At 71.4% G+C, this 13,059-nt stretch carries 9 protein-coding genes and 1 pseudogene; 3 read left to right on the top strand and 7 right to left on the bottom strand.

What is annotated here, in order from left to right:
* The first annotated feature begins 1 nt into the window (after position 1).
* Complete coding sequence (locus V6U90_RS11655) at positions 2-601, top strand: hypothetical protein (protein ID WP_334434462.1); 600 nt, start codon at positions 2-4, stop codon at positions 599-601.
* 4 nt (positions 602-605) lie between these two features.
* Here V6U90_RS11655 and V6U90_RS11650 read toward each other — a convergent pair whose 3' ends face one another.
* The gene (locus tag V6U90_RS11650; protein ID WP_334434460.1) at positions 606-1,166 is read right to left on the bottom strand and encodes a hypothetical protein; all 561 of its coding nucleotides are present in this window, start codon (positions 1,164-1,166) and stop codon (positions 606-608) included.
* A gap of 201 nt (positions 1,167-1,367) precedes the next feature.
* Between V6U90_RS11650 and V6U90_RS11645 the strand changes: the two genes are divergently transcribed.
* Positions 1,368-3,989, top strand: a complete 2,622-nt coding sequence (locus tag V6U90_RS11645) for an FtsK/SpoIIIE domain-containing protein (protein WP_334434409.1) — start codon at positions 1,368-1,370, stop codon at positions 3,987-3,989.
* Positions 3,986-4,678, top strand: coding sequence for a hypothetical protein (locus V6U90_RS11640; RefSeq protein WP_442933571.1), 693 nt, complete (start codon positions 3,986-3,988; stop codon positions 4,676-4,678). Before V6U90_RS11645 ends, V6U90_RS11640 begins: the two co-directional genes overlap by 4 nt.
* 634 nt (positions 4,679-5,312) lie before the next feature.
* Here V6U90_RS11640 and folE read toward each other — a convergent pair.
* From folE to V6U90_RS11610, 6 genes and pseudogenes are all read right to left on the bottom strand, one after another.
* Positions 5,313-5,978: a GTP cyclohydrolase I FolE gene (folE, locus tag V6U90_RS11635; protein WP_334434456.1), complete on the bottom strand. Its 666-nt coding sequence runs from the start codon at positions 5,976-5,978 to the stop codon at positions 5,313-5,315.
* A gap of 44 nt (positions 5,979-6,022) precedes the next feature.
* Positions 6,023-8,038, bottom strand: coding sequence for an ATP-dependent zinc metalloprotease FtsH (ftsH, locus tag V6U90_RS11630; RefSeq protein WP_334434407.1), 2,016 nt, complete (start codon positions 8,036-8,038; stop codon positions 6,023-6,025).
* A 489-nt stretch (positions 8,039-8,527) separates the two neighbouring features.
* Complete coding sequence (gene hpt / locus V6U90_RS11625; RefSeq protein WP_208811175.1) at positions 8,528-9,103, bottom strand: hypoxanthine phosphoribosyltransferase; 576 nt, start codon at positions 9,101-9,103, stop codon at positions 8,528-8,530.
* A gap of 151 nt (positions 9,104-9,254) precedes the next feature.
* Positions 9,255-10,897 (bottom strand): annotated as a pseudogene (locus V6U90_RS11620) (gamma-glutamyltransferase family protein).
* Between the two features lie 72 nt (positions 10,898-10,969).
* Positions 10,970-11,953, bottom strand: coding sequence for a tRNA lysidine(34) synthetase TilS (tilS, locus tag V6U90_RS11615; RefSeq protein WP_334434403.1), 984 nt, complete (start codon positions 11,951-11,953; stop codon positions 10,970-10,972).
* 10 nt (positions 11,954-11,963) lie between these two features.
* Complete coding sequence (locus tag V6U90_RS11610; RefSeq protein WP_334434401.1) at positions 11,964-13,052, bottom strand: zinc-dependent metalloprotease; 1,089 nt, start codon at positions 13,050-13,052, stop codon at positions 11,964-11,966.
* Positions 13,053-13,059 lie beyond the last annotated feature (7 nt).

The raw sequence follows: 13,059 nt of genomic DNA, 5'->3' as shown, positions 1-13,059 counted from the left end.
AATGACCGGACCAGTTCCCGACCCGTTCGCCGATCATCCCGACTGGGCGCCTCAGCCGCCCCGCCCGGTCGTGCTGGTGCCCGCCACCGGACAGATCGAGCTCCGGGGCCGACGGGTAGCCATCGGACTGCCGGGCATGGGCTGGCGGGCTGACCTGAGGGCAGACGAGCGGGTCGTGCAGGCGAGCCGGACATTCGTGCCGGTGATCGCCGAGCACGAGTGGTACCGGGCCGAGGCCGAACGGATCGAGGTATTCGCACCGCTGGTCCCGGCCGATCGGGTCTGGGTCGAGACTGTCGGTGAACGGGGTAGCCGAGAAACGTCGCGCAATCTTCTGGATCGGCTCGTGTCCCTGGACTCGCCGACCCATCGACCCCCGACACCGGTCATGGATGCCGACTCAGTAACCGGCCGTCGGGTGGTGCACGTTGCCGACGCCGTGGAACGCCGGGATCTGCGAGCGGTTACCGAAACCTACACCGGTACCGACGGCGACCTCTGCGTACGGGTGACCAACGAACTGGACTGGTACCGATGGGCATGGCGCGGACAGGCGCCTACAACCCTTGAAATCCCGGTACATCTACTCTGGATCGAATGAAGCGCTACCCAGCACGGGTGGCTGAACACACTCGCCACTCTTCAATGAAGCGCGTCTCAAACACCCAAGCTTGGCGCTCACTCTGAGAGACGCCGTTCACATAGGCTGAGAAGATAATGTCTACGCGGACTTCCGTTGCGCTAGAGCGCTCTTCAACCTGAAGCCTGCCCCAGCTTACGAGCATTTGAATCTGAAACTTATTTTGGCGCTGTTCAAGATCGGCACGCAAGTCACGAATTGCAGCCAGCCGATCGAGCGAATCGGGACAAGTGTACAATTCCACCAAAACGTCATCACGATCGATAAAATAAGCTCGAAGAAAACTATCTACAACGATGGTTGGTGAACTGCGGTCGGGGGTGGTGGCGCGGTCGTAGAGAACATAGCCAACTGCGGTACCGCCGACGCAGAGCAACGCCAGCACACCCGCAACCACCGCGAGAACCCGTCGCACCCGTCGTGGCTTGGGTACCGGCGGCGGTGCGACCGGGGGCGGGGCGTACTGCTCCGACGGGGTCCGTTGCGCCGGTACGCGGGAGACCTGGGAACCGGCGGGGGGCTGCACTGATTCCACCCCCTGAGGCTATCGGTTCCGGGCGCCGTACCCAATGCCCCGAAGCTGACGATTGGTCACCCGCACCCTCCAGCGTCCGTTGCCACCGGCCAACCCGCCCCGGCCACTGCGGCGCTTCCCGGAAGATGCGTCGCACCTGGGATACCGTCTCTGCTCATAGGGGTTGCCGGCCACGAGGGAAGAGGTGGAGCGGTGGCGAGCCTGACCGCACGGACCGCCCGCGCCGCCGCGCTGCACCGGCAGGCTTCCGCCCTGGTGGCCGCTGCCTCGGCGACCCTGGATGCTACCCGTCCGGCTCTGGCGGACCAGGTACGGCAGCACCAGATTGCCGAACGCCTCCGTGTGGCTGCCGCGATGCTCGTCCCGGGGTGGGCGGGTACCGACCTGCGGGAGGTGGCCAGCGCACTGCTACCGGCCGGCCAGGAACCGCCGTCGTTCGTCCGGGTCGGGGTGGCCAGGCCGCTGGACGATGCCTGGTTCCCGGCGATCGTTCCACTGCTCAATTCGGGTCATCTGACGATCGACGCCGATGCCCGGGATCCCCGGGTCGCCGGGCTGCTCCGTGCGGTCCTTCTCCGGTTGCTCGCCTCGGCGCCCGCCGGCTCGCTGCTGGTACGGGCCGTACAGGGTTCGGGTACCACGGAAGTTTTCGCCCCTTTCGCCACGCTGGCCGATGCGGGTCTACTGCCGCCACCGGCGACCGACCACGCCGGCCTGCGGGCGGTACTGACCGAGGCGGAACAGTGGGTACGCCCCGGCGCGGCTGGTCGTCGGCCGGCGCACGACCGGATCATGCTGCTGGTGGTCGCGGCGCTGCCCGAGCTGACCGAGCCCGCCGACCTGGAGCGGATCAGCGCGCTGGCGGAGCACGGACCGGCCGCCGGTCTGCATCTCGTGGTCGCGGGCTGGCCGCCACCACCGCTCACCCCGGAGTTGACCAGACCCCCGTTGGCGTACGCGACCCCGGTGACGATGCGCAACCCGTACGCGCTGATCGGCAACCCGCCCGGCACGATGCTCGGTGTGCCAGGGTCCGGGCCGACGACGGGTCTCAACTGTCCGGTCTTCGTCGACGCCGATCCCGGGGCGGAACTGATCGACCGGGTGTGCCGGGAGCGTGCCACGCAGATCGATGCGGGCCGCCAACCGCAGTTGCCGGATCTGCTTCCGGCCCCGGACTGCGACCAGTGGACGGAGAGCGGTGCGGAGGGGCTGACCACGACGGTGGGGTTCGCCGCCGGTCGGGCGGTCGACCTCGGCTTCGCCGATCTGACTCCGCACTGGATGGTCAGCGGCCGGTCGGGCTCCGGCCGGACGGCCTTCCTGACCAATGTCATCCTCGGTCTGGCCGCCCGCTACGGTCCGGATGAGCTCGCGTTCTACCTGGTCGACCTGGGTGAGGGCGAGTCGTTCGCGGAGTGCCTGCAGACCGATTGGGACCGGGCGTGGCTGCCGCAGGTGCGGGCAGCGGGGCTCCAGGCCGACCGCGAGTACGTTCTCGCGGTTCTGGCTGAACTGGACGCCGAACTCGACGGACGGGCCGACCTGTGCAGGCGGGCGGGGGTACCCCGGCTGGCCGCCCTGCCGCCGGAGACCCGGCCACCCCGGCTGGTCTGCGTGATCGAGAACTTCCAACTGCTTCTCGCCGAGCGGGACCGGCTGTCCACTGAGGCCACGACCAGGTTGGAGGCGTTGACCCGGCGGGCGCGACCGTACGGGATCCATCTGGTGCTGGCCGGTGACGGCACCATCGGGGACGGCCCGACGGGAAGCAGGCAGAGCGGCACCGGCACCGGCACCGGCACCGGACAGGGTAAGGATCGACGGGATCCGTTGCTCGGTCAGTTCCCGGTCCGGGTGGCCCTGCCGGGCGGCGGTGGCGTCCTCGCCCCGACCAACGACGCGGCGGCCGGTCTTCCCCTGGGCACGGCGGTGGTGAACACGGCGGGTGGTCTGGGCGGCCCCCGGGGCGCCGTCCGGGGGCACGAGCGGTTGGTGCGTTTCCCGGACCCGCTGGGGGACGCGGCGGTGGTCGGCGCGCTGCGGCACCGGCTCTGGACGGCCCGCCCGGAGGATGCCGGACCGCCGGCCGTCTTCGCCGGTTACGCCCGGCCGCACCTGGGAAACGATCCGGCCTACCGAGCGGCACTCGCCGGCCGAGCCGACGGACCGGCCGCGCTGCTGGGCAGGGCGGTCGACGTACCCCGGTCGTCGGTCATGTTCCGCCTGGACGCCGCGCCGGGCCGACACCTGGCCGTGCTCGGTGGGACCGGGGCCACCGCCCGGCTACTGGCGACGGCGGTCCGGACGGTCGCCGCTCACCACGAGTCCGGTACGGCCCGTTTCGTAATCGCCCCGTTGGCCGCCACGACCGGGCGGATCGCCGCCGGTCTCGCCCACGAGTTGGCGGAACGGCATCAGGTGACCACCGTGGACGCGAACGGGCTGCTCGCCGCGGTGGACGGCGATCAGCCGGCGTACCTGATCGTCTTCGGGATGGAAGAGCTGCAACCGGCCGATCCGGCCGACGACCGGCTCACCGGCGTGCTCCGGGACGGCCCGGCCCGGGGGATGCACCTGCTGGTGTCCGGGCGGGAGGCGCCTGCGGGTACGGCCTGGTCCATCGAGGCTGCGGGTGGCGACCCGGGCTTCGGTGGCCTGATCGCCGTGGACCTGCCGCCCGCACAACTGGCCGGGTTGTTCGGTGACGTGGTGCCGGGCCGGCTCCGGCCGGGTCGGGCGCTGTTCCGGGACGTGCTGGCCGACCGGGTGACCGTGCTGGTGCCGTACGCGGAGAGCGGGGTGGACGGGTGACCGGGCAGACGATCAGCGTTGGGCACCAGCGGTCCGGCAGTGGACCGCTGGAGGACGCGGCGGGGACCGTCGACGCCTGGGCGGAGTACGTGGCAGCGGCCCAGCAGTTGGACGCGGTGCGGCGTGGCGCGGCCACTGCGGCGGGCGAGCAGGCCCGGTCGGTGCAGGCCGCCCGGGAGGAGCTGGCCAGGGTACGCGCGCAGCTGGCGCCGCAGCAGTCGCGGCTGCGGGAGCTGGGCGTACCAGCGATGAACCTGGTGCCGTCCCCGCCGGAGGTGTCGGTGGCGGTGCGGGGGATGGCGGCCGGGCCGGACGCGGTACTCGCCGCGTTGCGGGATGCGGGCGCGGTGGTGCGGGCGGCGGACACCGAACTGGGGGCTCGCGGAGCCCGGTGGTTGGCCCCGGTTCGGAACCTGCTGGTGTACCTCCCGCTGGCGTTGCTGGTGCCGGTGATCCAGCTACTGGTCCACGGGTACGCCGGTGGTGGCTGGGTGTCGGTGGTGGCGCTGGTCGGCGGACTGCCGATGCCGCTGGTCGCGTTCTTCGCCGGCTGGCTGCTGGTGGGGCGGTTGTTCCGGTCGGAACCTGGCGGGCAGGTGGACCGTACCCCGGGTCTCGGCGTCGCGGTGTGTCTGGCGCCGACCCTGGTGACCGTGGTGTGGATCGGGGTGACACTGCTGCTGGGGTGAGCCGGAGACGTCGGCGGCCGTGGAACGGCACGTCGGGCAGCAGGCCGGAGAGGAGATCGTCTCTCTCGCCGCCGGTACCTTCGTGGCGACGTTCGCAGGTGTCGGACTTGGACGTGAGCAAGCCCAGAGTCGTGTGGACCAGGAGCTCCATCGTCGCTGCGGGAAGCCCGGCGGAAGCGAGGCCCTTCATGCTTACGAGGCGGTCGTTCTTCAGATCGTCCTGATGTGGGAGCAAGCACGAATCGCGGCGCGGGTCCACGCGGGCGCCTGATCCTGCTTCCCGACGGCGCCCGGCTGCTCGACGCCGCGGACGTGGCCGAGGACCTGCGGGCCTTGCTCTGACGGACCACGTTGCCGCTGACCGGGCGGCAGCCTGCTGCGCGGCCACCTTCGCATTCTTTGGCGCTCTGGGCAACCATGCGGCAGCGTGGGAGGGTGACCCTCGATGTAGACCACGACGGCGCGTAAACGCTTCGTGAGGAACATCGGGCTTGAAGCACGGCATAGGCGTGCGTCGTTGGTAGGGCCGCTGTGGAAGGGGGAGGCAGGCCTCGGGTGGAACATTGGCGGCGGTTCGAGCGGGTCTTGGACGGTGCCTGTGAGTTCTGGCAGATTGGCTGACAGCCGGAACCGGTCAGCGCGGGATGATCAGGGCCATCGCCTCGGCCCGTGACTTGGCGTCCCGCTGCAGGATGCCCCGGACCGCCGAGGTGATCGTCCGGGCGCCGGATTTCTGGATGCCCCGCATCGCCATGCACATGTGCTCGCAGTCGAGTACGACCACCACGCCACGCGCCCCGAGCCGGTCCATCAGCAGGTCGGCGACCTGCGCGGTGAGCCGTTCCTGGACCTGCGGGCGGCGGGCGAAGACCTCGACCAGGCGGGCCAGTTTGGAGAGGCCGGTGATCCGGCCGTCCGGCCCGGGGATGTACCCGATGTGAGCACTGCCCCGGAACGGCAGCAGGTGGTGCTCGCAGAGGCTCATCACGTCGATGTCCCGGACGAGCACGAGTTCCTCGTGGTTGGCCTCGAAGGTGGTGGTGAGCACCTGCGCCGGGTCGACCCGCAGGCCGGCGAAGAGTTCCGCGTAGGCACGGGCCACCCGGGCGGGGGTCTGCACCAGTCCGTCCCGGTCCGGGTCCTCCCCGATTGCGATCAGGATCTCCCGGACCGCCTTCTCGATCCGGGACAGGTCGACCGCCTGCTCCACCGGGCGACCGGTGAGCTTGCCGTTGACGAGTCTGGCGGCGAGGTAGTCGAGGGTCTCGTCGCCGTCGGGTTCGGTGGACGAAGCGGCCAGCTCAGGTTCACCCTGGCTGGCCGCTGCGTCGTCGTGCTCGGTGTTCAGTGGGTACCGTCCGAGTTGTTGGTGGGGCTGCTGCCAACGTTGGCCTGGACACCGTCGGCGGCGGCCTGAGCCTTGAGCGCTTCCTTCTCCGCGGGCGTGAGCACCGGGGGCTCGGTGGAGGGCTGCCGCTTGCCGAAGCCGTTGTACGGGGCCATCGGCGGCCGCTTGCGCACTCGGGCGCAGATCCGGGCCATGTCGGCGGTGGAGAGGGTCTCCTTCTCCATCAGCTCCAACACGATGTTGTCCAGCACGTCGCGGTACTCGACCAGGATCTCCCAGGCCTCGTCGTGGGCCAGCTCGATCAGGGCCCGCATCTCGGCGTCGATCTCGGCCGCCACGGTGTCCGAGTAGTCGCGCTCGTGACCCATGTTGCGTCCGAGGAACGGCTCATCGCCGCTGGTGCCGTACTTGATGGCACCGAGCTTGGAGCTCATGCCGTACTGGGTGATCATGGCACGGGCCAGCTGGGTTGCCTTCTCGATGTCGTTGCCGGCACCGGTGGTGGGCTCGTGGAAGACGAGTTCCTCGGCGGCCCGGCCACCCAGCGCGTAGGCCAGGGTGTCGACCATCTCGGCCCGGGTCTGGGTGTACTTGTCCTCGGTGGGCAGCACCAGGGTGTGGCCCAGCGAGCGGCCCCGGGACAGGATCGTCACCTTGTGCACCGGCGCGGCGTGCGGCAGCGCCCAGGCGACCAGCGCGTGGCCACCCTCGTGGTACGCGGTGATCTTCTTCTCCTGGTCGCCCATCACCCGGGTCCGCCGCTGCGGGCCGGCGATGACCCGGTCGATCGACTCCTCAAGGGCGTCGTTGGTGATCGCCCGCTCGTCCCGACGGGCGGTCAGCAGTGCAGATTCGTTGATCACGTTGGCCAGGTCGGCGCCGCTGAAGCCGGGGGTACGCCGGGCCACCGCGTCGAGGTCGACGTCGGGCGTGAACGGCTTGCCCTTGGCGTGTACCCGGAGGATCGCCTTGCGGCCCTCCATGTCCGGCTGGTCGACCGGGATCTGCCGGTCGAACCGGCCGGGGCGCAGCAGGGCCGGGTCGAGGATGTCCGGGCGGTTGGTGGCGGCGATCAGGATGACCCCGCCCTTGGTGTCGAAGCCGTCCATCTCGACGAGGAGCTGGTTGAGGGTCTGCTCCCGCTCGTCGTGGCCGCCACCCATGCCGGCGCCCCGGTGCCGGCCGACCGCGTCGATCTCGTCGACGAAGACGATGGCCGGGGCGTTCGCCTTGGCCTGCTCGAAGAGGTCACGGACCCGGCTGGCGCCGACACCGACGAACATCTCCACGAAGTCGGAACCGGAGATCGAGTAGAACGGCACCCCGGCCTCGCCGGCGACCGCACGGGCCAGCAGCGTCTTACCGGTACCGGGCGGGCCGAACAGCAGCACACCCTTGGGGATCTTGGCGCCGAGGGCCTGGTACTTCGCCGGGTTCTGCAGGAAGTCCTTGATCTCGTGCAGCTCCTCGACGGCCTCCTCGGCACCGGCCACGTCGGCGAAGGTGGTCTTCGGCGTGTCCTTGGTGATCATCTTCGCCTTGGACTTGCCGAAGTTGAGCACCCGGGAGCCGCCGCCCTGCATCTGCGACATGAAGAACAGCAGCAGGATGACGAGCAGCGCGATCGGCAGCAGGTTGACCAGCAGGCTCACCAGGATGCTGTCGCTGGAGACCTCGGTGTTCGCCGGACCGGTGATCCGGTTGGCGGCCTTGGCGGCGAGGACCTGGTTCCAGACCTCGTCGCCCACCTCGTACGGGAACTGGGCCTGGATCTTGTCGGTGGTGGTGTCACCGAACTTGGCCTTGTCCTTCAGGTCGAGCTGGAGCGTCTGCTCCTTGTCCTGGAAGACGGCCTTCTCGATCTGGCCGGTGTTGAGCTGATCGAGCGCAATGGAGGTGTCCACCTTGTGGTAGCTCGGACCACCGGTGAACAACTGACTGAGCAGAATCGCGCCGGCGATCACCAGGATGATCCAGACCACCGGGCGGCGGAAGAAACGCGTACGTTCCATGCTGTTGTCGAGCGCCGAGCGCCCGGACCCTCCTGATCGACGTCCTGACCGTCTGATGGGTTCGCCGCCGGTAGCGGCGCCGGAGCCGCCGTACGGGCCGGCTTCGACCCCGAGGCGCGCGAAATGCCGCGCCGCGGTCATTCGACGGTACACCGTGAGCGCGAGGAGTGAGCTTGCGAGCCCCGCAGTCGCGAACCCGATGATCACCGTGAGCGCGAGGAGTGAGCTTGCGAGCCCCGCAGTCGCGAACCCGATGATCACCGTGAGCGCGAGGAGCGGTCCTGCGATTCGCGCAACCGGTGGTTGCACCCGTCGTGCCGGCGTGGCGACGGATCCGTACCAGGTCACCCCGCCGATCCGGTCACACCGGCGGTGCGGCCCGGCGCGGAGTAACCTCCGCGCCACCACCCCATACGGTAGCCCGGATTTCTGAAAGCGCGCTGTACGTCAGCTCGGTGCAGCTCCGGGTGAGGATGGCACGGCCCCCGCTCAGGCGCGGGCGTACACCTCGGGCTTCAGGACGCCGACGTAGGGCACCTCGCGGTACCGCTCGCCGAAGTCGAGACCGTAGCCGACCACGAACTCGCTGGGGATGTCGAAGCCCACGTACTTCACCGGGACGGGCACCTTGACCGCGTCCGGCTTCCGGAACAGGGCGACCACCTCGACGCTCGCCGCAGAGCGCGACTCCAGGTAGCGCAGCAGCCAGGAGAGGGTCAGACCGGAGTCGACGATGTCCTCGACCACCACCACGTGCCGGCCGGCGATGTCCCGGTCGAGGTCCTTGAGGATGCGGACCACCCCGGAGGAGGTGGTGCCCTGACCGTACGAGGAGACGGCCATGAACTCCAGCTCGGCCGGGGGCCCCTGCCGACCCAGGGCGCGGGCGAAGTCGGCCATGAACATGACCGCGCCCTTGAGCACGCAGACGAGCAGGAGACCGTCCTGCACGTGGGCGTAGTCCGCCGATACCTGTTTGGCCAGCTCCGCGGTCTTGTCGCGGATCTGCGCCTCCGAAATGATCACGTGGTCGATGTCGGCGTCGTACCAGGAGCCGTCAGCCATGTGACTAAGCCTGCCGTACGCCGGTCGGCCGTCGTCGCCGGGGCGCCCCCTTTGCCGGCACGTCACACCTCCGGCACCGACCGTCGCCGCCGCAACCGGTCGGGACGCCTGGTCGGCGCGGTCCAACGGTCGTGCCGGGCCTCCGGCCCGGTCACCAGCCGAGGGCGCAGCCGTCCACCCGGGGCTCGGAGCCGGCGACGTACCCGCCCCCGGGGAGGCGCCAGATCGCCTGGCCGTACCCGAAGGTGGCCGGCGAGTCCACGACGGCTACCTGGTGTCCCCGGGCCCGGAGCCGGCTGACGAGTTCGGCGCCGCCGGCGTCGTCCCGCAGTTCCCGCTCGACGAGCACGGTCCGGCCGGCGTGCCAGTACCACCGGGGTGCGGCCAGCGCGGCCTGCGGGTCGAGCCCCTGGTCGAGGGTGGCCGAGACGAGCTGGGCGTGCCCCTGGGGTTGCATGTGCCCGCCCATCACCCCGAACGGACCCACCGCCGCACCCTCCCGGCTGAGGAAACCGGGGATGATGGTGTGGAAGGGGCGTTTCGCCGGCCCGACCACGTTCGGGTGGTCCGGGTCGAGGCGGAAACCGGTGCCCCGGTTCTGCAACCCGAACCCGTGGCCGGGCAGTACCACGTGCGACCCGAAACCCAGGTAGGTGGACTGGATCAGGCTGACCATCATGCCGTCGGCATCGGCGGTGCAGAGGTAGACCGTCCCACCCCGTTCGGGTTCCCCGGCGTCCGGTTCGCCGGCCCGGTCGCCGACCAGCGCCCGCCGGGCGGCCAGGTACCCGGGTCGAGCAGACCGGCCAGCGGCACGTCCACCCGGTCCGGGTCGGCGACGTACGCGTGCGCGTCGGCGAACCCGAGCTTGGTCGCCTCGATCTGCCGGTGCACCCGCTCCTCGGCTGGCAGTCCGGCCGGGTCCGTCCCGTCGAGGATGCCGAGGGCGAGTAGCGCGGCGACGCCCTGCCCGTTCGGCGGCAACTCCCACACCTGGTGCCCCCGGTAGTCGACGCTCACCGGGTCGACCCAGGTGGAGTGGTGGGCGGCCAGGTCCGCTGCGGTGAGCAGGCCACCGGTCCGGGCGGCATACGCGCCGAGGGCCTCGGCGGTCGCGCCGGTGTAGAAGTCGGCGGCACCGGTCGACGCGATCCGGCGCAGGGTGGCGGCGAGGTCCGGGTTCCGCCACCGCTGTCCGGGTCGGGGTGCCCGGCCGGTGATGGTGAACACCCGGCTCCACTCCGCGAACTCGGGTCCGGTCAACCGGGCGTGTTCGTCGGCCGCCCGGCTCCAGGCCTGCGCCGCGCCGGTGGAGACCGGGTGCCCGTGTTCGGCGTAGCCGATGGCGTCGGTGAAGAGGTCGGCGAAGGGCAGCACGCCGAACCGGTCGTGCAGGTCCCGCCAGCCGGCCGGGACCCCGGGGACGGTGACCGGGAGCCAGCCCCGGGCCGGGACCGCCGGTCCGACCGACTGGGCGCCGCCGAGCGCATCGACCGGTGGTACGCCCCGGCCACCGGTGGCGGCGAGCACCGCCTCCCGGGTCAGCGCCGCCGGGGACCGGCCGGAGGCGTTCAGCCCGTACGGCCGCCCGTCGTGCCACACGATCGCGAACAGGTCACCCCCGATGCCGTTGCTGCCCGGCTGGACCACGGTGAGGGCGATCGCGGTGGCGAGCGCGGCGTCGACGGCGTTACCGCCGCACCGCAGCACCGCGAGGCCGGCTGCCGCGGCGAGCGGGTGGCTGGTGGCGACGGCGCCGTGCGGGGCGTACAGCGGATGACGGGGGTACGGCATCCACCATGTCTACCCGGCACCGGCGGACGGCTCCATCCTCCCCGAGGGGCGAGACCCTCCCTGGGGGGCAGGCTATCCGCCGGTGAGCCGACCGTCCCGCCGGGTGACCGTGAGCGCTCCGGGCAGGTGCACCGGCCCCTGGCCGTGCCACGCGGTGACGAGGGCGTCCAGGGCTGCGACGTGCCGGTGGGAAAGGGCAGCCGGTGGGGCGCCGAGTTCCCGGGCCCAGGAGTGCAGTACCCGGGTACGGACCGCCGGTACCAGCCCGGCCAGCCCGGCCACGTCCAGCCCGCCGTCGGCACTGCGCACCCGGTCCAGGGCGGCCTCGGCGAGATCGTCGAGCGCGGCGGTGTCGGCGGCGACGAGCCGGGCGGTACGGGCGAGGTTGTCCAGCACCGCCGGGCCGAGTGCCCGCACGAGCACCGGCAGCACGTCGGCGCGTACCCGGGCGCGGGCGTACGACGGGTCGACGTTGTGCGGGTCCTCCCAGGGTGTGAGTCCGAGCACACTGCACGCCCTGCGGGTCTCCGCGCGGCTGATGTCGAGCAGTGGCCGGAGCAGGGTCACCCCGTCGAGGTCCCGCACCGTCGGCATCCCGGCCAGCCCCCGTGGGCCGGCGCCCCGGGCGAGCGCCAGCAGCACCGTCTCGGCCTGGTCGTCCCGGGTATGGCCGAGCAGGACGGCTGCCGCCCGGTGCCGACGGGCGACGGCCACCAGTGCCTCGTAGCGCGCCTGCCGGGCGGCTGCCTCGGGGCCGCCCGGTCGGCCGGCCACCTCCACCCGGACCTGCTCGGCCGGGTCGAGGCCGGTCGCCCGGGCCCATTCGACGACGGCGCCGGCACGCTCGGCCGAGCCGGGCTGAAGGGCGTGGTCGACGGTGACCAGCCCGGCCGGTCGGCCGAGCCGGGGTGCCACGAACGCCGTGGCGGCGGCGAGAGCGAGTGAGTCTGCTCCGCCGGAGCAGGCGACCAGGACCGGCCCTGGACCGGGTACGCCGGTCAGGGCCCGCCGGACGGCGACGCGGATCGCGGCGACCGGTGGGGCGAGCGCGGCCACAGCGGCCGGGTCAGGCGACGACCGGACCGTCGGCGGCCGGCGGCGACGGGGGGACCGGGCCGTGCACCCGGGCGACCCAGGCATCCGGGTCGCCCAGTTCGTCCAGCCGGGGCAGGGTCAGCGGCGAGCTGAAGATCCGGTTGAAGCCGGCCATGCCGACCCGTTCGACGACGCCGTGCACGAACTTGCGCCCCTCGGCGTACTGGCGCATCTTGACCTCGACGCCGAGCAGCTTGCGGATCGCCTTCTCCAGCGGGTTGCCCGACTCGCGGCGCCGGTTGAAGCCGGCCCGGATCCGCTCGACGCTCGGGATGACCTCCGGTCCGACGCCGTCCATCACGAACTCGGCGTGCCCCTCCAGCAGGGTCATCAGGGCGGTGAGCCGATCCAGTACGGCCCGCTGCCCGGGGGTCTGCACGAGGTCCAGCACGCTGGTGCGGCTCTCCGGGTCCCGGACCGCGTCGGAGAGGGTACCGATGCCCCGCCGGAGCCGGTCGAGGAAGTTCTCGCCGCCGGTCTGCGAGGCGTCGACGAACGCCTGCACCTCGCCGAGGAAGTGGCCACGCATCCACGGCACGGCGGTGAACTGGGTGCGGTGGGTGACCTCGTGCAGGCAGACCCAGAGCCGGAAGTCACGTGGGTCGGCGCCGAGCTTCCGTTCCACCTCGACGATGTTCGGTGCGACCAGCAGCAACTGACCCGGATCGGAGGAGAAGACCTCGTACTGCCCGAGCACCCGGCCGGAGAGGTAGGCGAGGATCGTGCCGGCCTGCACGCCGGTCAGCCGGGATCCGACCGCCTCGGTCAACGCGCCGGGCTGCTTGTCGCCGGAGAGCCGGGAGACCAGCGGGTTGATCACCTCACGCAGGCCGGCGATGTTGTTCGCCGCCCAGTCCCGCCGGTCGACCACCCGGACGGGCGGATGCTCCACCTGGGATCGCAGCCCGGTGTACGTCGTCACGTGCCCGGCCGCCTCGTCGGTCAACCGTCGCAGGTCGGCCACCACCTCGGTCGCTTCGGCGAACGAGACCCGGGGCCCCGACTTGCCCAGTGCCCCCGCGGTGGCGGCGGCCAGATCCCAGTCCACGAACTGCGCCATGCACCCC

The organism is Micromonospora sp. CPCC 206060, from assembly GCF_036906895.1.
Classification (GTDB): domain Bacteria; phylum Actinomycetota; class Actinomycetes; order Mycobacteriales; family Micromonosporaceae; genus Micromonospora.
This window is presented reverse-complemented; position numbering and strand designations above follow the sequence as displayed.

Bases quoted from the DNA above. Each gene is read 5' to 3' on its own strand.
- V6U90_RS11655 (WP_334434462.1), top strand. From the start codon at position 2: ATGACCGGACCAGTTCCCGACCCGTTCGCCGATCATCCCGACTGGGCG.
- ftsH (WP_334434407.1), bottom strand. From the start codon at position 8,038: ATGGAACGTACGCGTTTCTTCCGCCGCCCGGTGGTCTGGATCATCCTG.
- hpt (WP_208811175.1), bottom strand. From the start codon at position 9,103: ATGGCTGACGGCTCCTGGTACGACGCCGACATCGACCACGTGATCATT.
- V6U90_RS11610 (WP_334434401.1), bottom strand. From the start codon at position 13,052: ATGGCGCAGTTCGTGGACTGGGATCTGGCCGCCGCCACCGCGGGGGCA.